Raw genomic sequence first — 24621 nt, 5'->3', positions numbered from 1 at the left:
TGCGCGGGGTGACAGAATCTTCCCATGCGAACGGCTATCGTCTCCGCCATGCACGAGGAGCTGTCCGCCGTGCTGGCCCTGCTGCCGGACGAGCACAAGCAGGTCGTGGCGGGGCGTGAGTTCTGGGTCGGCCACCTGCACGGGCAGGAAGTGGTGGCCGTGCTGTCGCGCATCGGCAAGGCGGCGGCGGCAACCACGGCCACGGTCCTGGTCGAACGCTTCGCGGTCGACCGCATCGTCTTCACCGGCGTCGCCGGCGGCATCGCGCCCGGCGTGCAGCGCGGTGACGTCGTGGTGGCCGACGCCTTTCTCCAGCACGACCTGGACGCGTCGCCGCTCTTTCCGCGCTACGAGGTTCCGTTGTATGGCACCGACCGCTTCGCCACGGACCCGGTGCTCACGCACAAGTTGCTCGCCGCCGTCGAACATGCGTTGCCCGGCACCAGGCTGCACCGGGGCCTGGTCGCCAGTGGCGACCGCTTCGTCTCCAGCCTTGCGGAGAGCCAGGCCTTGCGGCAGGCGCTGCCCGATGCGCTGGCGGTGGAGATGGAAGGCGCCGCCTGCGCGCAGGTGTGCCGCGATTACGGGGTGCCTTTCGCCGCAGTGCGGACAATTTCCGATCGCGCCGACGACGCCGCGCACGGGGACTTCCTCAGCTTCATCGATCAGGTGGCCAGCCGCCATTCGGCGGCGATCGTCGAGGCTTTCCTGCGAGCCGGCTGACCTTCAGTCCTCGCCGCCGAACGCGAAGGTCAGGCCCAGGGTCCAGCGCGATGGGATGGGCCCGCTCAGGCGGTGGGCATGGCTGAAGTCCAGGCTCCAATTGGAGCCTGCCACCCAGCGAGCGCCGGCGCGGACGAAATGCGTACGACCCTCGATATAGCGTTCGGCCAGCAGCCACCAGCGTGCCACGGGAGCCCACTCCGCCGCGATCCCGTTGCGTGGGCCGTCGGGCCCCTGGTTCACGAAGTCGCGGCCGATGTTCAGGTGGAAGGCGAGGTCGTCGCGCGGTTTCCAGGTGGCCAGCGCCGCCAATGTCGTCCCCGCAAAGCGCGGACTCTGTTGCGGCAGGAGCGCCGGCTGCACGGCCAGGCCGATGCTCACGCCGTCCGCCACCTCGGTGGCCCACTTCGCCTGCACGGTCCAGGCAGTTTCGGACCTGCCGCCGCTGCGCGCGAGGTCTCCCGCCGCGGCGAGTTCGATCGGCCCGACGCGGCAACCCGCGCCGGCATGCACCAACTGGCCGCCGCCCTGGGCACGCGAATACCAGCTTTCCTGCTCGCATTCGCCGGGGCCCAGGATGCCGGCATCGTCCACCGCGTGGTGGCCGCCGGCCGCGCTCGCGCTGCCTGCCGACAGCAGCACGAGCGCCGCCACCATGACGCCGCAGCCGAGCCGCCGGCCGATCACCGCAGCCAACCGCGCCTGCGGAAGTACCACATCGGCACCAGCGCCGACGCCACCATCAGTCCGAGCGCGAACGGATAGCCGCCGCGCCATTCGAGTTCGGGCATGAAACGGAAGTTCATGCCGTAGAGGCTGGCGATCAGCGTCGGCGGCAGCAGCGCCACGCTGGCCACCGAGAAGATCTTGATGATCTTGTTCTGGTTGATGTTGATGAAGCCGACGGTGGCGTCCATCAGGAAGTTGATCTTGTCGAACAGGAACGCCGTGTGGCTGTCCAGCGATTCGATGTCGCGCAGGATCTGCCGCGCGTCGTCGAACTGCTCGGCATTCAGCATGCGGCTGCGCATCATGAAGCTCACGGCGCGGCGCGTGTCCATCATGTTGCGGCGGATGCGGCCGTTCAAGTCCTCCTGCCGGGCGATGGCAGCCAGCACTTCGCCGGCCAGGGTGTCCGTCACCTCGCCGGACAGCACCTGCCTGCTGGACTTCTCGAGCTCGTCGTAGATGCCTTCCAGCGTGTCGGCCGAGTACTCCGCGTCGGCGTCGTACAGCTTGAGCAGCACCTCCTTGGCATCCTCGATCAGGCCGGGGGCGCGGCGCGCGCGCAGCCGCAGCAGGCGGAACACCGGCACGTCCTCGTCGTGGATGGAGAACAGCACGCCATGGCTCTTGAGCGCCTCGTTCATCAGGTTCAGGATGAACGCCACGCGCACCGTGCGCGGCTCGGCGTCGGCGATCAGGAAATCGCTGCGGATGTGGAGGTCGCCGTTGTCCTCTTCGTAGAAGCGCGCGGACTCCTCGATGTCCTCGTCCATCGCGTCTTCCGGGATGGACAGGCCGTAGTACTGCTTGACCCAGCGCTTTTCCTCCAGCGTCGGCGCTTCGAGGTCCACCCAGATCGGCTGGAATTTCGACAGCTCCTCCAGCGACTCGATCTCTTCCTGGAAGAGCCGGCCGTTGGCGAGTGAAAAGATGTTGAGCATGGGCGGCGGGATTATGCCGCGCCGAGCCCGAGGAACGCGAGCAGCTCGGCCTTCTTTGCGAACGCATCGCGCTCGCCCAGCGCAACCAACGCCTGCACGAACTCCGGCTCGAACAGCAGGTAGCTCGCCAGCGCCGCGCCGCCGTCCCCCATGCCGCCGAAGCCGCCGAGCGCCCGCCGCACCGAGGGCGGCAGCAGCCGCGCGTGGCTGCGCGCCAGCCCGTCGAGCGACTCCGTCGGCTGGATCGCCAACACCTCGATGGCGTGGTACGGCAGCACGGCCGCGATCTCGCGCGGCAGTTCACGCAGCGTGCGCGCAAGGCGCTGCGTCTGCTCCACGTCCGCCTGCAGCGTGTCGTGGAAGACGCTCGCCATCGCATGGCCCGCGATGCCGCCCAGCCCCGGCGCCCCGGCCGCGGCCTTGCCCAGCCCGGCGCGCTCCGGCTGCCCGACCCCGATCACCAGCACCCTGCGCGCACCCAGGTGCACGGCGGGCGACAGCGGCGAGACCTGCCGCATCGAGCCGTCGCCGAAGAATTCGCGGCGGCCGTCCACCCACAGCGGCGTCGCCGGGAACAGGAACGGGATGGCGCTGGACGCCATCAGGTGCTCGATGGTCAGCGGCTGGAACTCGGCGCGCCGGCCCGGGCGCTGCCACGGCTTGTGGCGGCTGTCGCGCGCGGTGTGGCAGAAGGTCCAGTGGATGCCGGTGGTGTAGCTCGATGCGGTGATCGCCAATGCGTCGATGGCGCCCGCCTCCAGGGCGTCGTCGATGCCGGCCAGGGAAATGCGCTGGTGCAGCGTGTCCACTAGCGGCATCGTGTCCAGCACCGCGCCGCGGCTGCGGGCGTGTCCCCACAGCTTGACGGCGGCCAGGAGCCGGCTGAAGCCGACCCACATCGGCGCCTCCAGCCGGTACACGCGGTCGCAATGCAGGACGTCCCAGAACTGGCGCAACGCGTCGAAGGCCGCCAGCCCGCGGCTGGCGTGCGAGGCCAGGAACGCGGCGTTCAGCGCGCCGGCCGAGGTGCCCACCATCACCTGGAAGGGGAAACCGGTGGTGCTGAACGGCTGCAGCCGGATCATCGAGGCGATTCCGGCCAGCACCCCGACCTGGTAGGCCGTGCGGGCGCCGCCGCCCATCAGGACCAACCCGTTCACGGGCCGATCCGGGCTGGTCAGGCCGCCATGGATGATGGTTTCAAGGCTCATTCGGGTGCAGGCACTTACTGCTGGGTCGGCGCGCAGGACAAATCCTACACGGCTGGGCCAGAACGTCCGACAGCATTGCCCAGGAGGCCCCCTTAAATTTGCTCATCGCTCCGGCCCAGTTGGGTCTGGAGCAGCTTTCCCCAAGGAGCCGAGATGATCCAGCTAGCGACCGACCCGAACGCCAGCCGCTCGACCTGGCGTCCAGCAGCCGCGGAGGCCCAGGCCAACCTGGTGCAACGGCAGCCCCGCAGCGCCCACGCCTGGCCTTTCATCAGCCGGCACGGCGAGCGGCCTCTGGCTCCCCAGGAAAGCAAGCCCACCCATACCAGCGACAGCGGCAGCTGACCGCACGCACCGGAGCACAGCATGTACAAAGAGCCCAAGACCAGCAACCGATTCAACGACACGCCGCGCGACAAGCCCCATGCAGAGCGCGTGGAGCATGCGAACCTGGAGCGCCCGGGCGCGCAGGCGCACCCGAAGGCCACGGGCTGGAACCGCATCGATGCGGCTGCCGCCTGGCGCCTGCGCTGAACGTGCATCCCCTTCATTGAATCGTCGCGGGCGGTGCAAGCCGACCCGACCCAACGTCGCGGCCCTCAGGGGCCGCTTCGCTTTTGTGCTCTCTTTTTCATTGCATTTCGCGCAGCGTCGTTACACCGGATTCGCGCCTCGGCATTGAGGGAAATCATTGCGTTTTGCGGGACCCGGGCGCATAGTGGATCGAAGCTTTTTCGACATCTCCGCGTTCCCTTCCGCGCCATGTCGGCGCAATCCACCCGAGTGCAAACAGGAGGCTCCATGAACCTGACGATCAGCGGTCACCACCTCGAAGTAACCCCCGCCTTGCGAAATTACGTGACCAACAAGCTCGATCGCATCACCCGCCATTTCGACCAGGTCGTCGACATCAAGGTTCTGCTCACCGTGGAGAAGCAAAAGGAGAAGGAACGAAGGCAACGCGCCGAATGCAAGATCCACGTGAAGGGCGGCGAGATGTTCGCCGAAAGCTCGCACTCGGATCTCTATGCCGCCCTCGACGAGCTGGTCGACAAGCTCGACCGCCAGGTGGGCCGCCACAAGACCCGCATCCAGGACCACCATCACCTCGAGGCCCCCAAGCGCCTGATGTGAATGCCCGGTAAAACAAGGCCCCGAAAGGGGCCTTGCGATGTGTGGTGTCTTCGTCGAAAGGCATCCGGCCGTTCTGGTGATGTGAATGCCCGCCTGTGCATAATCCGCCCACTGCCATGAACCGCCTTGCGTCCATCCTGCCGCCCGCCCAGGTCCTGGTCGGCGTCGACGCCACCAGCAAGAAGCGCGCTTTCGAGGAAGCCGGCCTGCTGTTCGAGAACCTCCACGGCCTGTCTCGCGCCCTGATCACCGACAGCCTGTTCGCGCGCGAACGCCTGGGGTCCACCGGCCTCGGCCACGGCGTCGCCATCCCGCACGGGCGCATCAAGGGCCTGAAGGCGCCGATGGCCGCGCTGTTCCAGCTGGCCAACCCGATCGGCTTCGACGCGCCGGACGAACAACCCGTCAACCTGCTGATCTTCCTGCTGGTCCCGGAAGCGGCGACGCAAAAGCACCTGGAAATCCTGTCCGAGATCGCCGAGCTGCTCAGCGACGCGCCGCTGCGCGAGAAGGTCAAGTTCAGCGCGGACGCTGCCCAGCTCCACCAGTTGATCGCCGGCTGGCAGTCGGCGCAGCCGCAATAGCTTGAAACCCACCGTCGTCAGCGCCGACGTCCTGTTCGAGGACCACCGCGCCACGCTCAAGTGGGAATGGGTGGCCGGGCTCGGCGCCTCGGAGCGCCGCTTCGACGAAGTGGCCGTGCGCGCAGCGCGCTCCGGCGCCGACCTGGTCGGCTACCTCAACTACATCCATCCGTACCGGGTCCAGATCCTGGGCGAGCGCGAGGTCGCCTACCTGACCAACGCCACGCCGGAGGACTGTGCCCGGCGCATCTCGCGCATCGTCACGCTGGAGCCGCCGGTGCTGGTGCTGACCGACAACAAGGTCGCGCCGGACGCGCTGCTGTCCATGTGCGAGCGCGCGCAGATCCCGATGTTCTCCACGGGCGAGCCGTCGGCCTTCGTCATCGACGTGCTGCGCGCCTACCTGTCCAAGCACTTCGCCGAGCGCACCTCGATGCACGGGGTGTTCATGGACATCCTGGGGTTGGGCGTGTTGATCACCGGCGAGTCGGGCCTCGGCAAGAGCGAGCTGGGGCTGGAGCTCATCACGCGCAGCAGCGGCCTGGTGGCCGACGACGCGGTGGACCTTTACCGCGTCAACCAGACCACGATCGAAGGGCGTTGTCCCGAGCTGCTGCAGAACCTGCTGGAGGTGCGCGGCATCGGCCTGCTGGACATCCGCGCGATCTTCGGCGAGACGGCGGTGCGGCGGAAGATGCGGCTGCGGCTGATCGTCCACCTGGTGCGGCGCGAGACGATGGAGCGCGAGTACGAGCGCCTGCCTTATGAGCCGCTGACGCAGGACGTGCTGGGCGTGCCGGTGCGCAAGGCGGTCATCCCCGTCGTCGCCGGCCGCAACATGGCCGTGCTGGTGGAAGCCGCGGTGCGCAACACCATCCTGCAACTACGGGGCGTGGACACCTACCAGGAGTTTGTCGAGCGGCATCGGCGGGCGATGGAAAAGGGCGGGTGAGAGTCGACGCGCCACCGAACTCCCAACAACCGGACGCAGAAGGCGCAGAAGTTACGCAGAAGACGCAGAAAAATCCAAAAAGGTTTTGGATGTCCTTTTGCGATTTCTGCGTAACTTCTGCGCCTTCTGCGTCCTGCTGTTGGGTTTAGCCTTCAGCGAGACGGCTTATTGGGACAGTTCGGCTTGGTGCAATGCGCATAGAGCGACAGCGCATGGTCGGCGATCTCGAAGCCCTTGAGCTTGGCCACGTCGTTCTGGCGCTTCTCGATCTCGGCGTCGTAGAACTCCTCGACGCGGCCGCAGTCCAGGCAGACCAGGTGGTCGTGATGCTGGCCTTCGTTGAGTTCGTAGACGGCCTTGCCGCTTTCGAAATGGCTGCGGCTCAGGATCCCCGCCTGCTCGAACTGCGTGAGCACGCGGTACACGGTGGCCAGGCCGATGTCCGACCTGTCGTCCAGCAGCACGCGGAACACGTCTTCCGCGGTCATGTGCCGCTGCGACCCCTTGTGGAACACGTCGAGGATCTTCAGGCGCGGCAGCGTGGCCTTGAGTCCCGTGCTCTTGAGTTCGTCGATGTTCGCCATGGTGCCCGCTACAATGCCCCGATCATATCGCCTGCCCCCGCCATGCCCGTCATGCTCCCGCGCCAGTCGCGACTCATCCTGCTTGCCGCCGCGGTCCTCGCGGCGCTCGCCGGTTGCGGGACGCTGACTTCCAGCGCCCGCATCACCACCGCCCTCACGCCCTACCGCATCGAGATCGTGCAAGGCAACTTCGTGTCGAAGGAACAGGTCGATGCGCTGCAGAAGGGCATGAGCCGCGACCAGGTGCGGCAGGTGCTCGGCACGCCGCTGGTGACGAGCGTGTTCCACGGCGAGCGCTGGGACTACGTGTTCACGCTCAAGCGCCAGGGCGTCGAGCCCCAGCAGCGCCGCCTGACCGTGTACTTCCAGGGAGACACCATGGACCGCGCCGAGGGCGACACCATGCCCAGCGAGGCCGAGTTCGTGACGGCCCTGGACAACCGGCGCAAGGGCGGCAAGGTGCCGCGCCTCGAGGCCACCGAGGCGGAGCTGCAGTCCTTCGACGGCAAGCGCACGCCGGCCGCTGCCGTCGTCGACCAGCCGGTGACTGCCGCGCCGGCGAACTACCCCCCGCTCGAAACGCCCCGCTGAGCCTGCATGAGCAAGGGCACGCAGGCACTCAAGAAGGTTGCGGTCGCGGGCGCGGTGCAGCGCCCTGCCGCGCCTACGGCCCATCACGAGGTGGCGGTGGCCGGCGCATCGGGCCGCATGGGCCACATGCTGATCGAAGCGATTCGCGCTTCCGACGACTGCCGGCTTGCCGGCGCGCTCGACATCGCGTCCAGCCCCGCCATCGGCAATGACGCGGCGGCCTTCCTGGGCCATGCCAGCGGCGTACCCGTCAGCGCCGACCTGCGCACCGGCCTCGAGCATGCGCAGGTGCTGATCGATTTCACCCGGCCGGAAGGCACGCTGGCCCACCTGAAGATGTGCCGCGAACTCGGCGTGAAGGCGGTGATCGGCACCACCGGCTTCAGCGAGGGCCAGAAGCGCGAGATCGCCGACGCCGCGCGCGACATCGCCATCGTGATGGCGCCCAACATGAGCGTCGGCGTGAACGTGACGATGAAGCTGCTGGAGATGGCGGCGAAGGCCCTGGCCACCGGCTACGACATCGAGATCATCGAAGCGCACCACCGGCACAAGGTGGATGCGCCGTCCGGCACCGCGCTGAAGATGGGCGAGGTGATCGCCGCCGCCATCGGCCGCGACCTGAAGAAAGTGGGCGTCTTCGCCCGCGAGGGCGTCACCGGCGAACGCGATCCCTCCACCATCGGTTTCTCGTCGATTCGTGGCGGCGACATCGTGGGCGACCACACGGTGCTGTTCGCCGGCACCGGCGAGCGCATCGAGATCACGCACAAGTCCGCCAGCCGCGCCACCTACGCGCAAGGCAGCCTGCGGGCCGTGCGCTTCCTCGGCGGACAGTCGAAGGGCATGTTCGACATGTTCGACGTGCTCGGTTTGAGGGATTGACCACCACATGAGCTTCATGGATCTGTTCCGCCAGGGCGATGCGATCACCCAGGTGGTGGCGATCCTGTTGCTGGCGATGTCGGTGTCCAGCTGGGTCGTCATCCTCTGGAAGGCCTGGATGCTGCGCCGGGCGACCGGCGACGTCGCCCGCAGTACCGCGGCGTTCTGGCAGGCCGCCACGATCGACGAGGCGCGGCAGAAGATCGGCGCGTTCGACCGCGAGGCGCTGGTGCTGCCGCTGATCGCCGCCACGCAGACGCATGCGCCCGGCTCGCTGGCGGCCGCCGGCGACAAGTCGCAGCAACTCACCCGCGTGCTGCGCGACGCCTTGCACCGCGTGCTGGACAAGCTGCAGTTCGGCCAGGTGCTGCTGGCCACCGTGGGCTCCACCGCGCCCTTCGTGGGGCTGCTGGGCACGGTCTGGGGCATCTACCACGCGCTCACCAACATCGCCAATGCCGGCCAGATCACCATCGACCGCGTGTCCGGCCCGGTCGGCGAGGCGTTGATCATGACCGCGGCCGGGCTGGCCGTCGCGATCCCGGCCGTGCTGGGCTACAACATCTTCGGCCGGCTGATCGGGCGCATCGAAGCGGACCTGGAAGGTTTCGCCCGCGACCTGCGCGAACTGCTGGCGCATCCCGCCTCCGGAGCCTGACCGTGGGATTCGGCCGCCTGGAGCGCACCAGGGGCGACGCGCCGATGAGCGAGATCAACGTCACGCCGCTGGTGGACGTGATGCTGGTGCTGGTGGTGATCTTCATCATCACCGCGCCGCTGCTGGCCAGTTCGATCCGGCTGGACCTGCCCAAGGCCGACGGCGCCCAGCCGGGTGACGCCCCACGCTTCGTGACGGTGGTGCTGGACAAGGCCGGGCAGGTCTTCGTCAACGACAAGCCCGTCACCCCGCCGCAGCTCGCCGAACAACTGGCGGCCGCAGCCAAGGCGAATCCGGACACCGAGATCCAGCTGCGCGCCGACCAGGCCGTGCCCTATGGCCGCATCGTGGAAGTGATGGGCGTGGCGCACAAGGCGGGGCTCTCGCGAATCGGCTTTGTTGCCGAGCAACCGAAGTAGAAGCGGGGTCCGAACTACCGGACGCAGAAGGCGCGGAAGTTGCGCAGAAGTCGCAGAAAAAACCTTAAAAGGGTTTTGGATTCCTTTTGCGTCTTCTGCGTAGTTTCTGCGTCTTCTGCGTCCGGCTGTCCGTATTTCCCCTCGGCCCTACAATTTCCCCATATGGATGACAAGTACAACCACCTGGCGGTGGAAAAGGCCGCCCAGGCTGAATGGACCGCGCGCGATGCCTACCGCGTGACGGAGGATCCGCGCAAGAAGAAGTTCTACGCGTGCTCCATGCTGCCCTACCCCTCGGGCAAGCTCCACATGGGCCACGTGCGCAACTACACGATCAACGACATGTTGACGCGCTACCTGCGCATGAACGGCTACAACGTGCTCATGCCCATGGGCTGGGACGCCTTCGGCCTGCCGGCCGAAAACGCCGCAATGAAGAACAACGTGCCGCCGGCCAGGTGGACGTACGAGAACATCGCGTACATGAAGGGCCAGATGCAGGCGATGGGCCTGGCCATCGACTGGTCGCGCGAGATCGCCACCTGCGACCCCAGCTACTACAAGTGGAACCAGTGGCTGTTCCTGAAGATGCTGGAAAAGGGCATCGCCTACCGCAAGACGCAGGTCGTCAACTGGGACCCGGTGGACCAGACGGTGCTGGCCAACGAGCAGGTGATCGACGGCAAGGGCTGGCGCACCGGCGCGGCGGTGGAAAAGCGCGAGATCCCCGGCTACTACCTCAAGATCACCGAGTACGCGCAGGAACTGCTCGAGCACGTGCAGGAGAAGCTGCCCGGCTGGCCGGAGCGCGTGAAGGTGATGCAGGAAAACTGGATCGGCCGCAGCGAGGGCGTGCGCTTCGCCTTCCCGCACAGCATTCGCGGCAGGGACGGCAAGCTGATCGGCGATGGGCGGCTGTACGTCTTCACGACGCGCGCCGACACCATCATGGGCGTGACGTTCTGCGCCGTGGCGCCCGAACATCCGCTGGCGCAGCACGCGGCGCAGGGCAATCCCAAGCTGGCGGCTTTCATCGAGGAGTGCAAGCGCGGTGGCACCACCGAAGCGGAGCTCGCCGTCAAGGAGAAGGAAGGCATGCGCACCGGCATCCGGGTGCTGCATCCCTTCAGCGATGAACCGGTGGAAGTCTGGGTCGGCAACTACGTGCTCATGGGCTATGGCGACGGCGCCGTGATGGGCGTGCCGGGCCATGACGAACGCGACTTCGCCTTCGCGCTGAAGTACGGCCTGCCCATCGTGCAGGTGGTGCACGTGGACGGCAAGACCTACGACTACCACCAGTGGCAGGACTGGTACGCCGACAAGGAGAACGGGGTCGTGATCAACTCCGACATCTTCAGCGGCTTCAAGTACCAGGAAGCGGTGAAGGCGGTGGCCCACCAGCTGCAGCTCAAGGGCCTGGGCGAGAAGAAGACCACCTGGCGGCTGCGCGACTGGGGCGTGAGCCGCCAGCGCTACTGGGGCACGCCGATCCCGATCATCCACTGCGACGTGCACGGCGCGGTGCCGGTGCCGGAGAAGGACCTGCCGGTGGTGCTGCCGCAGGACTGCGTGCCGGACGGCAGCGGCAATCCGCTGAACAAGCGCGAGGACTTCCTGGCCTGCAACTGCCCGGTGTGCGGCAAGCCGGCGCGCCGCGAGACGGACACCATGGACACCTTCGTGGACTCGTCGTGGTACTTCATGCGCTATTGCGACCCGAAGAACGACCTGGCGATGGTCGGCGCGGGCACGCAGTACTGGATGCCGATGGACCAGTACATCGGCGGCATCGAGCACGCCATCCTGCACCTGCTGTACGCGCGCTTCTGGACCCGCGTGATGCGCGACCTGGGCCTGGTGAAGATCGACGAGCCGTTCACCAGGCTGCTGACGCAGGGCATGGTGCTGAACGAGGCGTTCTCGCGCACCACCACGGGCAAGCAGTTCTTCTGGGTGCACGAGCTCGACATCGAGCGTGATGAACATGCCAAGGTGATTTCCGCCAAGGCCAGGTCGGACGGCCAGCCGGTGGTGTACGAGGGCTGGACCACCATGTCCAAGTCCAAGAACAACGGCGTCGACCCGCAGGACCTGATCGAGAAGTACGGCGCCGACACCGCGCGCCTGTACACCATGTTCACCGCGCCGCCCGAGGCCACGCTGGAGTGGAACGACGCCGCGCTGGAAGGCAGCCATCGCTTCCTGCGCCGCGTGTGGAACTTCGGCGTGAAGCTGGGCGCCGGCAGCGACGCGAAGCCGGGCAGCTACGGCAAGGGCGCGCAGGCGCTGCGCCGCGAGATCCACACCGTGCTGCGCCAGGTGGACTACGACTACCAGCGCATGCAGTACAACACCGTGGTGTCCGGGGCGATGAAGATGCTCAACGCGCTGGAGGACTTCAAGGCGACCGGCGAACCCGGCGCCCAGGCGGCGCTGCGCGAAGGCTTCGGCATCCTGCTGCGCTCGCTGTACCCGGCCACGCCCCATATCGCGCACACGCTCTGGCAGCAACTGGGCTATGTGGCCGCGCACGGCGACCTGCTCGACGCGCCCTGGCCCAGGGTGGACGAGGCTGCGCTGCAACGGGACGAGGTCGAGCTGGTGCTGCAGGTCAACGGCAAGCATCGCGGTGCGATCCTGGTGCCGGCCGGCGCCGACAAGGACGAGATCGAGAAGATCGCGGTGGCCAGCGAAGCCTTCACCAGGTTCGCGGCCGGGGCGGCGCCGAAGAAGGTGATCGTGGTGCCCGGCCGGCTGGTCAACGTGGTGATCTGAAGATGCAGCGACGCTCCGTCTTCGCCGCCGCCTTTGCCACCCTGCTCGCCGGCTGCGGCTTCCAGCTGCGGCAGGCGCCGGAGTTCGCGTTCGACACCATCGTGATCAATGCGCCGCAGACGTCGCCGCTGGCGGCGGAGCTGCGCAAGGCTTTCCGGCAGGACGGCAAGGTGCGCGTGATCACCGGCACGCTGGCGCCGGCAGCGGCTCCGGCTCCGGCGGGTGCAGCCTCGGCGCCGGTGGCGGTGCCCGGGCAGGTGATTTTCGACCTGCTGCAGGAGCAGCGCGAAAAAGTGGTCGTCGGCCTCAATGCCAGCGGCCAGGTGCGGGAATACCAGTTGCGTTCGCGCATCCACTTTCGCGTGCGCACGCCGCTGTCGCGCGAGCTGATTCCCGACACCGAGCTGCTGCAGCAGCGCGACATCAGCTTCAACGAAACGGCCGTGCTCGCCAAGGAATCGGAAGAGGTCCTGCTGTACCGCGACATGCAGAACGACCTGGTGCAGCAGCTCATGCGCCGCCTGGGCGCGCTGAAAGCGCTGTAACAAAGCAACCCGCCGCGGCCGTCCCGCCAGCCGCGGCGACCTTTCGGCGCGCGTCCTACAGCCGCGCCACGCGCCGGGTGGCACGCTCGGGTTTCACTCCGAAGGCCCAGCCATGGATGCCAAGCGCGACACGACCGACAGCTTCATCGCCAAGGAAGCGCGCTACGGCGCGCGCAACTATGCGCCGGTGCAGGTGGTGGTCGACCACGCGAAGGACTGCCTGGTGTGGGACGTCGATGGCCGCGAGTACATCGACATGATGAGCGCGTACTCGTCGGTGAGCCACGGGCACCTGCATCCGCGCATCGTGGCCGCGGCGCAGCGCCAGCTCGAGAAGGTGGCCGTGACGTCCCGCGCCTATTACGGCACCACGCTCGGCCCGCTGCTGGAAAAGCTCAGCGAGGTGACCGGCTTCGAGCGCGCGCTGCCGATGAACACCGGCGCCGAGGCGGTGGAAACCGCCATCAAGTGCGCGCGCCGCTGGGGCCACCGCATCAAGGGCGTCCCCGACGGCCGCCAGCGCATCCTGGTGGCGCGCGGCAACTTCCACGGCCGCACCAGCACCATCATCGGTTTTTCCAGCGAGCCGGAGTATCGCAACGGCTTCGGCCCCTTCGACGGCGGCTTCCAGCACTTCGACTACGGCGACATGCAAAGCGTGAAGGCGGCCGCTACCCCGGACACCTGCGCCGTGCTGATCGAGCCGATCCAGGGCGAGGCCGGCGTGATCGTGCCCCCGCCGGGCTTTTTCCAGGAGCTGCGGGCCTGGTGCACGGCCCACCAGGTCCTGTTGATCGACGACGAGGTGCAGGCGGGGCTGGGACGCACCGGCAAGTGGTTCGCGTTCCAGCATGAGGGCATCCGGCCCGACGCGCTGATCCTGGGCAAGGCGCTGGGCGCCGGCCTGTTGCCGGTCAGCGCCTTCTGCGCCGACGACAAGGTGATGCAGGTGTTCAGCCCCAACAGCCACGGCTCCACGTTCGGCGGCAACGCGCTGGCGGCCGCCGTGGCGCTGGAGGGCTTGAAGGTGCTGGAGGAGGAAGGCCTGGTGGACCACTGCGCCGAGAAGGGCGACTACCTGATGCGCCGGCTGCGCGAGGTGCAGGACGAAGTGCGCCCGCTGATCCGCGACGTGCGCGGACGCGGCTTGTGGATCGGCGTGGACATCGAGCCGTCCTGCACCACCGCGCGGGACCTGGTCGAACGGCTTGCGGCGCATGGCTTGTTGTCGAAGGAGACGCACGAAACCGTGATCCGCTTCGCGCCGCCGCTGACCATCACGTTCGAGTTGATGGACCGGGCGGTTGAAATCTTCCGGCGGGTGGCGCGCGAGAAGCACGCGGAACTCGCAGGCCGGGTTGCCCGCCAGGGCACCCCGGCGTAATCGACGCGCCGCGGCAACGTCGGGGTTCGCTGCGCGAAACCCGACCTACGGGGAGGGGGACCAACGCGAACGTGCGTCGGTACACTCGAGACATGCAGCTCGCCCCCGCCCAGCTCTCCCAGCACCTGCAGCGCGGCTTGCGGCCGCTCTACATGCTGTACGGCGACGAGCCGCTGCTGGTGCAGGAGGCCGCCGATGCGATCCGCGCCGCGGCGCGGACGCAGGGCTATACCGAGCGCACGGTGCATACGGTGGCCGGCGCGCACTTCGACTGGAGCGCGGTGCTGGCGGCGGGCGGCTCGCTCAGCCTCTTTTCCGACAAGCAGATCGTCGAGGTCCGCATCCCCTCGGGCAAGCCGGGCAAGGACGGCAGTACCGCCTTGCAGCAGCTGGCTGAAAGCGCGGCGGGCAACGACAGCACGCTGACGCTGGTGCTGTTGCCCAAGCTCGACTTCCAGACGAAGAAGACGGCCTGGTTCGCGGCGCTGGAAGGCGGCGGTGTCGCCCTCGAGGTGCAGCCGGTGGAGCGTGGCGCGCTGCCGCAGTGGATCAGCCAGCGGCTGGCGCAGAACGGCCAGCGCGTGGCCGGCGGCGACGAAGGCCAGCGGACGCTGCAGTTCTTTGCCGATCGCGTCGAGGGCAACCTGCTGGCCGCCCACCAGGAGATCCAGAAACTCGCCTTGCTGTATCCCGCCGGCGAGCTGCGCTTCGAGCAGGTGGAAAGCGCCGTGCTGAATGTCGCGCGCTACGACGTGTTCAAGCTCTCCGAGGCGGTGCTGGCCGGCCAGCCGACGCGGGTGCAGCGCATGCTGGACGGGCTGCAGGCCGAAGGCGAGGCCGAGGTGCTGGTGCACTACACGTTGTCGGAGGACATCCGGGCGCTCAAGCGCGTGAAGGACGCGATGGCCGCCGGCCGGCCGCTGCCCATGGCGCTGCGCGAGCAGCGGGTCTGGGGCGTGAAGGAAAAGCTGTACGAGCGCGTGCTGCCGAGGCTGGGCGCCACGACGCTGGACAACCTGCTGCACGCCGCGCACATGGTGGACGGCATCGTGAAAGGTCTCAAGGCTCCGGGCTGGCCCACCGACGGCTGGCAGGCGCTGCACCGCCTGGCGATGGACCTGTGCCTGGCCGTCACTCCCTCTCCCTCCGGGGGAGGACGGGGTGGGGGCGCTGGGCGCTCTCCCGGCGCGCCCCCGGCCTAATCCGCCGCTCAGAGGGGCAGGGGATAATACGGGCGATGAACGCGCTGAACATCGCCGAACACATGGCTTCCCTGGGCCTGCAGGCCCGGGAGGCGTCCGCGCGCATGGCTTCGGCGACGGCGGCGCAGAAGAGCCGGGCATTGAGCGCCATGGCGGCGCTGCTGCGCGCCAGCGTGCAGGCCTTGCAGGCCGACAACGCCAGGGACATCGAGCGTGCCACGGCCGCCGGCCTGGCCGCACCCATGGTCGACCGGCTCAAGCTCACGCCCAAGATCATCGAGACGCTGGCGATCGGCTGCGAACAGCTGGCGGTGATGCCGGACATCATCGGCGAGGTGATCGGCATGAAGCAGCAGCCCAGCGGCATCCGCGTGGGCCAGATGCGCGTGCCGCTCGGCGTGTTCGGCATGGTGTTCGAAAGCCGCCCCAACGTGACCATCGAGGCCGCCAGCCTGTCGATCAAGAGCGGCAACGCCTGCATCCTGCGCGGCGGCTCCGAAGCGATCGAATCCAACAAGGCGCTGGCGCGGCTGGTGCAGCAGGCGCTGGTGCAGGCCGGCCTGCCGCCCGAGGCGGTGCAGCTGGTGCAGACGACGGACCGCGAAGCCGTGGGTCGCCTGATCGCCATGCCCGAGTACGTGGACGTGATCATTCCGCGCGGCGGCAAGGGCCTGATCGAGCGCATCAGCCGCGAGGCCAAGGTCCCCGTCATCAAGCACCTGGACGGCAACTGCCACGTCTACGTGGACGACCCCTGCGAGATGGACATGGCGGTCGCGGTGGCGGACAACGCGAAGACGCAGAAATACAGCCCATGCAACGCGATCGAAGGCCTGCTCGTCGCCCGCGCGGTGGCGCCGGATTTCCTGCCGCGCATAGGCGCGATCTTCGCCGCCAAGGGCGTGGAAATGCGCTGCGATCCCGAAGCCCGCGCGATCCTGGCCAAGGTGAAGGGCGGCGACGTCAAGCAAGCCACCGAGCAGGACTGGTCCGAGGAATACCTGGCGGCCATCATCAGCGTGAAGGTCGTCGCCGGCATCGACGAGGCCATCGCGCACATCAACCGCTATTCGTCCCATCACACCGACGCCATCGTCACGCGCGACCATATGCACGCCCAGCGCTTCCTGCGCGAGGTGGACTCGGCCAGCGTGATGGTGAACGCCAGCACCCGCTTTGCCGACGGCTTCGAGTACGGGCTGGGCGCCGAGATCGGCATCAGCACCGACAAGTTCCATGCGCGCGGGCCGGTCGGGATCGAAGGCCTCACGTCGCTGAAATGGATCGTCCTGGGCAACGGCGAAGTGCGGACCTGATCCCCGACCCCCACTAGAAGAAGACCGAATGGTTCCGCACCTCACCACGGCGCTGACGGGCCCGATCAACGAGCTCGAACAACGCATCCTCGAATCCATGCCCGCAGTGGAACGCTGGTTCCGCCTGGAATGGATGGAGCACACGCCGCCGTTCTACTGCTCGGTGGACATCCGCAACGCCGGCTTCAAGCTCGCGCCGGTGGACACCAACCTGTATCCGGGCGGCTGGCACAACCTCACGCCGGAGATGCTGCCGCTGGCGGTGCAGGCCGCGATGGCCGCCATCGAGAAGATCTGCCCCGAGGCCAAGAACCTCCTGGTCGTTCCCGAGAACACGCGCAACTCGTTCTACCTGGCCAATATCGTGCAACTGCAGCGGATCTTCCGCATGGCGGGGCTGAACGTGCGCATCGGCTCGATCGATGCCGACATCAAGAAGCCGACCACCATCGAGCTGCCGCACGGTGACACCGTGACGCTGGAGCCGGTGGTGCGCACCAAGCGCCGGCTGGGGCTGAAGAACTTCGACCCCTGCACGATCCTGCTGAACAACGACCTGACGGCCGGCCCGCCCGGCATCCTGGAAGACCTGCACGAACAGTACCTGCTGCCGCCGCTGCATGCCGGCTGGTCGGTGCGGCGCAAGAGCCGCCACTTCCAGAGCTACGAGGAGGTCGCCAAGCGCTTCGGCAAGATGCTGGGCATCGACCCGTGGCTGGTCAATCCGCTCTTCGCCAAGTGCGGCGAGGTCGACTTCGCCAAGGAAGAGGGCATGGACTGCCTGCGCACCAACGTCGACGCCGTGCTCACCAAGGTGCGCAAGAAGTACAAGGAATACGGCATCAACGAGAAGCCCTTCACCATCGTCAAGGCCGACAACGGCAGCTACGGCATGGGCATCATGACCGTGCGCGACGTCAAGGAGCTCGACCAGATCCAGGAGCGCACCCGGGAACGCATGGCCACCACCAAGGGCGGCCAGCAGGTCACCGAGGTGATCATCCAGGAAGGCGTGTTGACGGCCGAGCGGATCCACGACGCCGTGGCCGAGCCCGTCGTCTACACGATGGACCGGTACGTGGTGGGCGGCTTCTACCGCGTGCACGCGGAGCGCGGCATCGACGAGAACCTGAACATCCCCGGGGCCAGCTTCGTGCCATTGGCGTTTGCCGAGAGTACGCGCTTACCTCAGCCAGGCCAGAAGCCGGGCGCCAGCGCGCCGAACCGCTTCTACATGTACGGGGTGATCGGCCGCCTGGCCATGCTGGCGGCCAGCTACGAGCTGGAAGGCACGGACCCCGACGCCGAGAGCTACGACTAATCGGGACGGGCGGTTGCTGCACTGCAACAAACGCCCGCCCGCGCCCGGCACCGAAGCGCACAATAGCGCTCCCAAGGTCCAAGACCCCGCCGGCATCGTCAGCCGGGGACGGGGCTGTCCGTGAAGAATTCGAAATCATCGCTAGCGGCGCTCACCATCGGCGCCGTCGGGGTCGTCTACGGCGACATCGGAACCAGCGTCCTGTACGCCGTCAAGGAAGTGTTCGGGTCGGGCCACGTCCCTTTCACGCCCCAGAACGTCTATGGCGTTCTGTCCATCTTCTTCTGGACCCTGACGGTCATTGTCTCGATCAAGTACGTGGTGCTGGTCCTGCGCGCCGACAACAACGGCGAGGGGGGCCTGATCGCCATGCTGGCGCTGGCGTCGCAAGCGGTGAAGGACAAGCCGAGGCTGCGGCAGGTGCTGCTGGGCGTCGGCATCTTCGGCACTGCGCTGTTCTACGGCGACGGAGTCATCACCCCGGCGATCTCGGTGCTTTCCGCGGTCGAGGGCCTCGAGATCGTGTCGCCCGCGATGAAGGACTGGGTGATTCCGCTCACGCTGGTGGTGCTGTTCTGCCTGTTCGCCGTGCAGAAGAGCGGGACCAGCGGCATCGGCAAGTTCTTCGGCCCGATCACGCTGGTGTGGTTCGTCTCCATCGCCGTGCTGGGGGTCTCGCACATCGTCCACCATCCGGAGATCCTGAAAGCGCTGAGTCCGTATTACGCGCTGCAGTTCATGTGGAACAACCCCGGGACCAGCTTCATCATCCTGGGCGCCGTGGTGCTGTGCGTCACCGGGGCGGAAGCCCTGTATGCGGACCTGGGGCACTTCGGAAAGAAGCCGATCCGGCTGGCGTGGTTCAGCGTGGTCATGCCGGCGCTGACGTTGAACTACTTCGGCCAGGGTGCACTGCTGCTGGCGCGGCCGGAAGCGGTGAAGAACCCGTTCTACATGATGGCGCCGGACTGGGCGCTGGTCCCGCTCGTGGTGCTGGCGACGATGGCCACCGTGATCGCGTCGCAGGCGCTGATCACGGGCGCCTTCAGCGTGACCAAGCAGGTGGTGCAGCTCGGCTACCTGCCGCGGCTGAACGTGCAGCACACCAGCGTGCACGACACGGGGCAGATCTACGTGCCGGCGGTGAACTGGGGGCTGTTCGTGGCGATCGTGATCGCCGTGGTGATGTTCCGCTCCTCCAGCAACCTGGCGGCCGCTTACGGCATTGCCGTGACGCTGGACATGCTGATCACCACCATCCTCACCTTCTTCGTGATCCGCTACGGGTGGGGCTACCCGCTCGCGCTGTGCGTGGCCGCAACCGGCTGGTTCTTCGTCGTGGACCTCGCGTTCTTTGCGTCCAACCTGCTGAAGCTGCTGGACGGCGGCTGGTTCCCGCTGATGATCGGCGGCCTCATCTTCACCTTGATGATGACCTGGAAACGCGGCCGCGAAATCCTCAACGAGAAGCTGCGCTCGGACGCCATCGACCTCGGGAGTTTCCTGGAGTCGGTGTTCCAGGCCCCCCCGCTGCGCGTGCCGGGGACCGCGGTGTTCCTCACGGCCGAACCCGGCACCGTGCCGAACGCACTGCTGCACAACCTGAAGCACAACAAGGTGCTGCACGAGCACAACCTGTTCGTCAGCGTTCGCAGCCACGAGGTGCCGTGGATCGGCCTGGACCGCCGGGTCGAGATCGTGCCCCTGGGCCATGATTGCTGGCAGGTCGCCATCCACTACGGATTCAAGAACGATCCCGACGTGCCGCGCGCGCTGGAGCAGATCCGCTCGCGGGGCTGCGAGATCGAGCCGATGACCACCAGCTATTTCCTGTCCCGCGACATGGTCGTTCCCACGATCGGCGGCGGCATGGCGGCCTGGCGGGAGAAGCTTTTCGCGCAGATGCACCACAACGCCAGCGGCGCGGCTGATTTCCTGAGCCTGCCGAACAACTCCGTCGTGGAGCTGGGCAGCAAGGTGGAGATCTGAGCCCGGAAGACTTCGACGTGGTGGTGGTCGGCGCGGGGCTCTCGGGCATCGCGGCCGCGCACTACCTCCGCAGCGAATGCCCGCAGGAGCGCTTCGTCATCCTCGAAGGCCGCGACGCGATCGGCGGCACCTGGGACCTGTTCCGCTATCCCGGCATCCGCTCGGACTCCGACATGTTCACGCTCGGCTACACCTTCCGCCCGTGGACCAGCGATGCGGCCATCGCCGACGGCGCCGCCATCCGCGACTACATCCGCGCTACCGCGCGGGAAGAGGGCGTGCTGCCGCAGATCCGCTTCGGGCACCGCGTGACCAGCGCCAATTGGGACCCCGCCACGGCGCGTTGGAATGTCGAGGCCGAACGCGAAGGGCAGGCGCTGCGCCTTACCTGCCGCTTCCTGTTTTTCTGCAGCGGCTACTACGACTACGAGCAGGGCTACGACCCCGCGTGGCCGGGGCGCGAGAGCTTTGCCGGCCGGATCGTCCACCCGCAGCATTGGCCCGCGGACCTGGACTACGCGAACCAGCAGGTGGTGGTGATCGGCAGCGGCGCCACCGCGATCACGCTGCTGCCATCGCTGGCTGCCAAGGCGGCGCACGTCACGATGCTGCAGCGATCGCCCAGCTACATCATCGCGCTGCCGGCACGCGACGCGATCGGCCGCGCGCTGCAGGCGGTGCTGCCGCGCAAGGCGGCCTATCGGCTGATCCGCTGGAAGAACATCCTGCTGTCCTCCGCGCTGTTCCAGTTCTCGCGCCGGCGTCCGGCAGCCATGCGCAACTGGCTGGTGCGACAGGCGCAGGCGCGTTTCGGGCCGACGGTGCAGCAGCGCGACCTGCAGCCCCGCTATGACCCGTGGGACCAGCGCCTGTGCATCGCGCCGGACGCGGACGTCTTTCGCGCCGTGCATTCCGGACGCGCATCGATCGTCACGGAGCAGGTCGCCCGCTTCGTTCCGCAGGGCGTGGAGCTGGCGTCCGGCCGGGTGCTGCCCGCCGACCTGGTGGTCACGGCCACGGGCCTGAAGCTCAAGTTGCTGGGCGGCGCGCGCATCACCATCGACGGACAGCCGCTGCAGGTGACCGATGCCCTGTCGTACAAGGGCATGATGCTCAGCGGCCTGCCGAACCTGGCCATGGCCATGGGCTACACCAACGCGTCGTGGACGCTCAAGTGCGAGCTCATCGCACGCCAGGTCTGCCGCATGCTGAACCACATTCGCCGCCAGGGGCTCGACGTCTGCGTGCCGGTTCTGGATACGGACGCCGGGCAGACGCGGCCGGCGCTCGACCTGAGCTCCGGCTACATCCAGCGTGCCTCCGGCGAGCTGCCCCGGCAGGGATCGCGCAAGCCGTGGCGCATCTACCAGAACTATCTCCTCGACCTGTTTTCGCTGAACCTGGCGCCGCTGCGCGACGGGGCGCTGCGCTTCGCGCGCCGCGGCGAGACGCCCCGCTGACCATGTATCTCCTGCTGACCCTTGTCTTCGTGCTGCTGGTGCTGCTGGCCGCCGCCGCGCTGTTCACCCGCTTCGTGGCCCGCAAGGTGGAGAAGTCCTTCCCACCCACAGGCGAGTGGATCGAGGTGGAGGGGGAGCGGATCCATTACCGGCGCATGGGGCGGGGCCCGGCCATCGTGCTGGTGCACGGCCTGGGCGGCCAGTCCGGCAATTTCAACTTCCTGCCGCTGCAGGAGCTGGCGCAGCGCTGGACGCTGGTGCTGCCCGACCGCCCCGGCTCGGGCTATTCGCCGCGGCGCGATGACACCAAGGCCAACATCGCAGCGCAGGCGCGGCTGGTGGCGGCCTTCATCCGCGCGCTGCGCCTGGAGTCGCCGCCGCTGCTGGTCGGCCATTCCCTGGGCGGTGCCATCGCGCTGAGCGTCGGGTTGCAGGACCCCGCTTGCATCGCGGGCCTGGCCCTCATCGCGCCGCTGACGCACTTCAACCCGCACGTGCCGGCGCCGTTCCGGGGCATGGCGATCCGCACGCCCCGGCTGCGCAGCTTCATCGCGCACACCGTTGCCACGCCGCTGGCCATCCTGAACACGCGCGCCGTGCTGGAGGCGCTGTTCGCCCCGCATGCCGCGCCCGCGGACTTTGCCCTGCGCGGTGGCGGCCTGTACGGCCTGCGGCCGGCTGCGTTCTACGGCGCCGCGACCGACATGGTCCTGGTGGAGGCGGACCTGCCGGCGCAGCAGGAGCGCTACGGCGAGTTGCGCATGCCGGTCGACATCCTCTACGGCGAAGGCGACCGGGTGCTGGACTGGCGCGCGCATGGCGAGGCCTTGCGTGACAAGGTGCCGCAGGCGCGGCTGAAGGTCATCCCTGGCGGGCACATGATCCTGGTGACCGAGGCAACCGGGACGGCGGCATGGCTGGAGGAATGCGCGCGGGCGGCGCACGGCGATCTGTGCAAAAGTGCGGCCCTAGCTTGACGTGAAACCATGAACATCCTCTTCGTCGCCGACCCGCTCGAGGTCTTCCAGATCTACAAGGACACCACCTTTTCGATGATGCGCGAGGCGCAGCGCCGCGGCCACCGCATCGCGGCCTGCGAGCCGCGCCACCTGACCTGGCGTTCAGGCGAGGTGGTGCACGCCGTCATCCGCCAGGTCACGCTGACGGGCACCGAGGACTGGTTCCGGGTGGACGCGACCGTCACCCGTCCGCTGAAGGACTACGACGCGGTCATCATGCGCAAGGACCCGCCGTTCGACGACGAGTACTTCTATGCCACGCACCTGCTGGAGCAGGCGCAACGCGAGGGCGCCAGGGTGTTCAACCGGCCGGCCGCGCTGCGCGACCACCCGGAGAAGCTGGCGATCATGGAGTTCCCGCAGTTCGTCAGCCCCACGCTGGTCACCCGCTCGGCCGACGAGGTGCGGCGCTTCCATGCCGAGCACGCCGACATCATCCTCAAGCCGCTGGACGGCATGGGGGGCATGGGCATCTTCCGCGTCGGGCCGGATGGCATGAACCTGGGTTCCATCACCGAGACGCTGAACCACCACGGGGCCACCACGTTGATGGTGCAGCGTTTCGTGCCCGAGATCTCGCAGGGCGACAAGCGCGTGCTGGTCATCGGCGGCAAGGTGGTGCCGTTTTCGCTGGCGCGCATTCCGCAGGGCAGCGAGGTGCGGGGCAACCTGGCCGCCGGCGGGCTGGGCGTGGCGCAGCCCATCACGGAGCGCGACCGCGAGATCGCCGAGACCATCGGGCCGTTGCTGTCGGCGCGCGGCCTGTTGTTGATCGGCCTGGACGTGATCGGTGACTGCCTCACCGAGATCAACGTGACCAGCCCGACCTGCTTCCAGGAAATCACGCAGCAGACCGGCTTCGACGTGCCGGCGATGTTCGTCGATGCGTTGGAGCATGCGGTGGAAGAGGACACGACGGTCCTCTGATGAAGAGGGATCGGGTACCGGACGCAGAAGAAGAGGACACGACGGTCCTCTGATGAAGAGGGATCGGGTACCGGACGCAGAAGACGCAGAAGCCTTCGGCACGCAGAAGTCGCAAAACAATTCAAAGGGTTTTGGATGTCCTTTTGCGTCTTCCGCGTAACTTTTGCGCCTTCTGCGTCCGGCTGTCCGCTCCCGCACCCGCACCCGCTCCCTACCGCACCTGACCACCTGACCAGCCCGACCTGCTTCCAGGAAATCACGCAGCAGACCGGCTTCGACGTGCCGGCGATGTTCGTCGATGCACTGGAGCGAGCGGTCGAAGAGGACAAGACGGTCCTCTGATGAAGAGGGATCGGGTACCGGACGCAGAAGACGCAGAAGCCTTCGGCACGCAGAAGTCGCAAAACAATTCAAAGGGTTTTGGATGTCCTTTTGCGTCTTCTGCGTAACTTTTGCGCCTTCTGCGTCCGGCTGTCCGCTCCCGCTTCCGCACCCGCACCCGCTCCCTACCGCACCTGACCATCCACGAAGACCTTCAACTCCCCCGGCTGAAACTGCGTCCAGGTTTCGTTCACCGTCAGCGGCGCGGTGACGATCACGGCCACGCGGTCGTCGGGGGAGGTGTGCTGCGCGAAGTCGACGCTCAGGTCCTCGTCCGCCAGGTGCGCATGCGTGAAAGGATGCTTGCGCTCCACGTACCAGAGATGCGTGGAGCAATGCGCCCACGTCGCCTCGCCGTTGGACAGCAGGAAATTGAAGCGGCCATGCCTGGCGATGCGCGGCGCCAGCTCGCGCAACGTGAGCGTCAGCTCCTCCACGCTGGGCACGTCGGCGTGCGACTTCCACAGCTCCTGCAGCAGCCAGCAGAACGCGCGCTCGCTGTCGGTGGTGCCGACCGGCCGGAAACTGGCATGCAGGCGCGGGTGGAAATCCTGCAGATCGCCGTTGTGCGCGAACACCCAGTAGCGCCCCCAGAGCTCGCGCACGAACGGGTGACAGTTCTGCAGCGCGATCTCGCCCTGCGTCGCCTTGCGGATGTGCGCGACGACATTGCGGCTCTTGATCGGGTAGCGCCGGATCAGTTCGGCCACTGGCGAGTCGCAGGCCGGCTGGTGGTCCACGAAATGCCGCAGCCCGAGGCCCTCGAAGAAGGCGATGCCCCAGCCGTCGGAATGATGGTCCGTGCGGCCGCCGCGCTGCGCGAAACCGGCGAAGCTGAACGTCACGTCGGTCGGCGTGTTGCAGTTCATCCCGAGCAGCTGGCACATGGGG

At 67.5% G+C, this 24621-nt stretch carries 25 protein-coding genes and 1 pseudogene; 21 read left to right on the top strand and 5 right to left on the bottom strand.

Annotated features, from left to right (window positions below; all coding sequences use genetic code 11):
* Positions 1–24: 24 nt before the first annotated feature.
* The gene (locus WG902_RS18680; RefSeq protein ID WP_340061707.1) at positions 25–723 is read left to right on the top strand and encodes a 5'-methylthioadenosine/adenosylhomocysteine nucleosidase; all 699 of its coding nucleotides are present in this window, start codon (positions 25–27) and stop codon (positions 721–723) included.
* A gap of 3 nt (positions 724–726) precedes the next feature.
* On the opposite strand, the gene WG902_RS18675 is transcribed toward WG902_RS18680, so the two are convergent.
* Genes WG902_RS18675 through WG902_RS18665 form a run of 3 tightly spaced genes read right to left on the bottom strand, consistent with a single transcriptional unit; the run spans position 727 to position 3601 of the window.
* Positions 727–1419, bottom strand: coding sequence for a hypothetical protein (locus WG902_RS18675; RefSeq protein ID WP_340061706.1), 693 nt, complete (start codon positions 1417–1419; stop codon positions 727–729).
* A complete protein-coding gene (gene corA / locus WG902_RS18670) occupies positions 1407–2390 on the bottom strand; it encodes a magnesium/cobalt transporter CorA (protein WP_340061705.1) in 984 nt (327 codons plus the stop codon). Before corA ends, WG902_RS18675 begins: the two co-directional genes overlap by 13 nt.
* A gap of 11 nt (positions 2391–2401) precedes the next feature.
* Entirely contained in the window at positions 2402–3601 is a 1200-nt protein-coding gene (locus tag WG902_RS18665) for a patatin-like phospholipase family protein (RefSeq protein WP_340061704.1), read from the bottom strand.
* 153 nt (positions 3602–3754) lie between these two features.
* Between WG902_RS18665 and WG902_RS18660 the strand changes: the two genes are divergently transcribed.
* The 5 genes from WG902_RS18660 to hprK all read left to right on the top strand — a co-directional run bounded on the left by WG902_RS18660 (position 3755) and on the right by hprK (position 6271).
* Positions 3755–3946: a hypothetical protein gene (locus WG902_RS18660; protein WP_340061703.1), complete on the top strand. Its 192-nt coding sequence runs from the start codon at positions 3755–3757 to the stop codon at positions 3944–3946.
* A gap of 21 nt (positions 3947–3967) precedes the next feature.
* The gene (locus tag WG902_RS18655; RefSeq protein WP_340061702.1) at positions 3968–4135 is read left to right on the top strand and encodes a hypothetical protein; all 168 of its coding nucleotides are present in this window, start codon (positions 3968–3970) and stop codon (positions 4133–4135) included.
* A gap of 267 nt (positions 4136–4402) precedes the next feature.
* Positions 4403–4735, top strand: a complete 333-nt coding sequence (gene hpf, locus WG902_RS18650; protein WP_340061701.1) for a ribosome hibernation-promoting factor, HPF/YfiA family — start codon at positions 4403–4405, stop codon at positions 4733–4735.
* A gap of 116 nt (positions 4736–4851) precedes the next feature.
* Entirely contained in the window at positions 4852–5319 is a 468-nt protein-coding gene (locus WG902_RS18645; RefSeq protein ID WP_340061700.1) for a PTS sugar transporter subunit IIA, read from the top strand.
* 1 nt (position 5320) lies between these two features.
* Positions 5321–6271: an HPr(Ser) kinase/phosphatase gene (gene hprK / locus WG902_RS18640; protein ID WP_340061699.1), complete on the top strand. Its 951-nt coding sequence runs from the start codon at positions 5321–5323 to the stop codon at positions 6269–6271.
* 152 nt (positions 6272–6423) lie between these two features.
* On the opposite strand, the gene fur is transcribed toward hprK, so the two are convergent.
* The gene (gene fur, locus WG902_RS18635) at positions 6424–6855 is read right to left on the bottom strand and encodes a ferric iron uptake transcriptional regulator (RefSeq protein WP_332826711.1); all 432 of its coding nucleotides are present in this window, start codon (positions 6853–6855) and stop codon (positions 6424–6426) included.
* Positions 6856–6897: 42 nt separating this feature from the next.
* Between fur and WG902_RS18630 the strand changes: the two genes are divergently transcribed.
* The 15 genes and pseudogenes from WG902_RS18630 to WG902_RS18560 all read left to right on the top strand — a co-directional run.
* Positions 6898–7446, top strand: coding sequence for an outer membrane protein assembly factor BamE (locus WG902_RS18630; protein ID WP_340061698.1), 549 nt, complete (start codon positions 6898–6900; stop codon positions 7444–7446).
* Between the two features lie 6 nt (positions 7447–7452).
* Positions 7453–8331 carry a 4-hydroxy-tetrahydrodipicolinate reductase gene (dapB, locus tag WG902_RS18625; RefSeq protein ID WP_340061697.1) on the top strand — a complete coding sequence of 293 codons (879 nt, stop codon included), beginning with the start codon at positions 7453–7455 and terminating at the stop codon, positions 8329–8331.
* Positions 8332–8338: 7 nt separating this feature from the next.
* Positions 8339–8989: a MotA/TolQ/ExbB proton channel family protein gene (locus tag WG902_RS18620; protein ID WP_340061696.1), complete on the top strand. Its 651-nt coding sequence runs from the start codon at positions 8339–8341 to the stop codon at positions 8987–8989.
* 2 nt (positions 8990–8991) lie between these two features.
* Positions 8992–9408, top strand: a complete 417-nt coding sequence (locus tag WG902_RS18615; protein WP_340061695.1) for an ExbD/TolR family protein — start codon at positions 8992–8994, stop codon at positions 9406–9408.
* Between the two features lie 162 nt (positions 9409–9570).
* Positions 9571–12186: a leucine--tRNA ligase gene (gene leuS, locus WG902_RS18610; protein WP_340061694.1), complete on the top strand. Its 2616-nt coding sequence runs from the start codon at positions 9571–9573 to the stop codon at positions 12184–12186.
* 2 nt (positions 12187–12188) lie between these two features.
* Positions 12189–12731, top strand: coding sequence for an LPS-assembly lipoprotein LptE (locus WG902_RS18605; protein ID WP_340061693.1), 543 nt, complete (start codon positions 12189–12191; stop codon positions 12729–12731).
* Positions 12732–12843: 112 nt separating this feature from the next.
* Complete coding sequence (gene rocD, locus WG902_RS18600; protein ID WP_340061692.1) at positions 12844–14115, top strand: ornithine--oxo-acid transaminase; 1272 nt, start codon at positions 12844–12846, stop codon at positions 14113–14115.
* Positions 14116–14207: 92 nt separating this feature from the next.
* A complete protein-coding gene (holA, locus tag WG902_RS18595; protein ID WP_340061691.1) occupies positions 14208–15317 on the top strand; it encodes a DNA polymerase III subunit delta in 1110 nt (369 codons plus the stop codon).
* A 35-nt stretch (positions 15318–15352) separates the two neighbouring features.
* Positions 15353–16633 carry a glutamate-5-semialdehyde dehydrogenase gene (locus WG902_RS18590; protein ID WP_340061690.1) on the top strand — a complete coding sequence of 427 codons (1281 nt, stop codon included), beginning with the start codon at positions 15353–15355 and terminating at the stop codon, positions 16631–16633.
* 28 nt (positions 16634–16661) lie between these two features.
* Complete coding sequence (gene gshA, locus WG902_RS18585; protein ID WP_340061689.1) at positions 16662–17954, top strand: glutamate--cysteine ligase; 1293 nt, start codon at positions 16662–16664, stop codon at positions 17952–17954.
* Positions 17955–18074: 120 nt separating this feature from the next.
* Positions 18075–19943 (top strand): potassium transporter Kup, encoded by a 1869-nt coding sequence (locus WG902_RS18580; protein WP_340061688.1) that lies wholly within the window; start codon positions 18075–18077, stop codon positions 19941–19943.
* Positions 19944–19960: 17 nt separating this feature from the next.
* Positions 19961–21403 (top strand): flavin-containing monooxygenase, encoded by a 1443-nt coding sequence (locus WG902_RS18575; protein WP_340061687.1) that lies wholly within the window; start codon positions 19961–19963, stop codon positions 21401–21403.
* Between the two features lie 2 nt (positions 21404–21405).
* The gene (locus tag WG902_RS18570) at positions 21406–22380 is read left to right on the top strand and encodes an alpha/beta fold hydrolase (RefSeq protein WP_340061686.1); all 975 of its coding nucleotides are present in this window, start codon (positions 21406–21408) and stop codon (positions 22378–22380) included.
* Between the two features lie 9 nt (positions 22381–22389).
* Positions 22390–23349: a glutathione synthase gene (gene gshB, locus WG902_RS18565; protein WP_340061685.1), complete on the top strand. Its 960-nt coding sequence runs from the start codon at positions 22390–22392 to the stop codon at positions 23347–23349.
* Between the two features lie 225 nt (positions 23350–23574).
* Positions 23575–23691, top strand: a pseudogene (locus tag WG902_RS18560) (glutathione synthase); the annotation flags it as partial.
* Positions 23692–23855: 164 nt separating this feature from the next.
* Here WG902_RS18560 and WG902_RS18555 read toward each other — a convergent pair.
* Positions 23856–24617: a class II glutamine amidotransferase gene (locus tag WG902_RS18555; protein WP_340061684.1), complete on the bottom strand. Its 762-nt coding sequence runs from the start codon at positions 24615–24617 to the stop codon at positions 23856–23858.
* Between the last annotated feature and the right edge of the window lie 4 nt (positions 24618–24621).

It is taken from the genome of Ramlibacter sp. PS3R-8, from assembly GCF_037572435.1.
Classification (GTDB): domain Bacteria; phylum Pseudomonadota; class Gammaproteobacteria; order Burkholderiales; family Burkholderiaceae_C; genus Ramlibacter.
The sequence above is the reverse complement of the archived record's forward strand: the minus strand, read 5'-3'. Positions and strand labels throughout refer to the sequence as shown.

Bases quoted from the DNA above. Each gene is read 5' to 3' on its own strand.
- WG902_RS18680 (WP_340061707.1), top strand. From the start codon at position 25: ATGCGAACGGCTATCGTCTCCGCCATGCACGAGGAGCTGTCCGCCGTG.
- corA (WP_340061705.1), bottom strand. From the start codon at position 2,390: ATGCTCAACATCTTTTCACTCGCCAACGGCCGGCTCTTCCAGGAAGAG.
- WG902_RS18665 (WP_340061704.1), bottom strand. From the start codon at position 3,601: ATGAGCCTTGAAACCATCATCCATGGCGGCCTGACCAGCCCGGATCGG.
- WG902_RS18660 (WP_340061703.1), top strand. From the start codon at position 3,755: ATGATCCAGCTAGCGACCGACCCGAACGCCAGCCGCTCGACCTGGCGT.
- WG902_RS18655 (WP_340061702.1), top strand. From the start codon at position 3,968: ATGTACAAAGAGCCCAAGACCAGCAACCGATTCAACGACACGCCGCGC.
- hpf (WP_340061701.1), top strand. From the start codon at position 4,403: ATGAACCTGACGATCAGCGGTCACCACCTCGAAGTAACCCCCGCCTTG.
- WG902_RS18645 (WP_340061700.1), top strand. From the start codon at position 4,852: ATGAACCGCCTTGCGTCCATCCTGCCGCCCGCCCAGGTCCTGGTCGGC.
- fur (WP_332826711.1), bottom strand. From the start codon at position 6,855: ATGGCGAACATCGACGAACTCAAGAGCACGGGACTCAAGGCCACGCTG.
- WG902_RS18630 (WP_340061698.1), top strand. From the start codon at position 6,898: ATGCCCGTCATGCTCCCGCGCCAGTCGCGACTCATCCTGCTTGCCGCC.
- dapB (WP_340061697.1), top strand. From the start codon at position 7,453: ATGAGCAAGGGCACGCAGGCACTCAAGAAGGTTGCGGTCGCGGGCGCG.
- WG902_RS18620 (WP_340061696.1), top strand. From the start codon at position 8,339: ATGAGCTTCATGGATCTGTTCCGCCAGGGCGATGCGATCACCCAGGTG.
- leuS (WP_340061694.1), top strand. From the start codon at position 9,571: ATGGATGACAAGTACAACCACCTGGCGGTGGAAAAGGCCGCCCAGGCT.
- WG902_RS18605 (WP_340061693.1), top strand. From the start codon at position 12,189: ATGCAGCGACGCTCCGTCTTCGCCGCCGCCTTTGCCACCCTGCTCGCC.
- rocD (WP_340061692.1), top strand. From the start codon at position 12,844: ATGGATGCCAAGCGCGACACGACCGACAGCTTCATCGCCAAGGAAGCG.
- holA (WP_340061691.1), top strand. From the start codon at position 14,208: ATGCAGCTCGCCCCCGCCCAGCTCTCCCAGCACCTGCAGCGCGGCTTG.
- WG902_RS18590 (WP_340061690.1), top strand. From the start codon at position 15,353: ATGAACGCGCTGAACATCGCCGAACACATGGCTTCCCTGGGCCTGCAG.
- gshA (WP_340061689.1), top strand. From the start codon at position 16,662: ATGGTTCCGCACCTCACCACGGCGCTGACGGGCCCGATCAACGAGCTC.
- WG902_RS18570 (WP_340061686.1), top strand. From the start codon at position 21,406: ATGTATCTCCTGCTGACCCTTGTCTTCGTGCTGCTGGTGCTGCTGGCC.
- gshB (WP_340061685.1), top strand. From the start codon at position 22,390: ATGAACATCCTCTTCGTCGCCGACCCGCTCGAGGTCTTCCAGATCTAC.
- WG902_RS18555 (WP_340061684.1), bottom strand. From the start codon at position 24,617: ATGTGCCAGCTGCTCGGGATGAACTGCAACACGCCGACCGACGTGACG.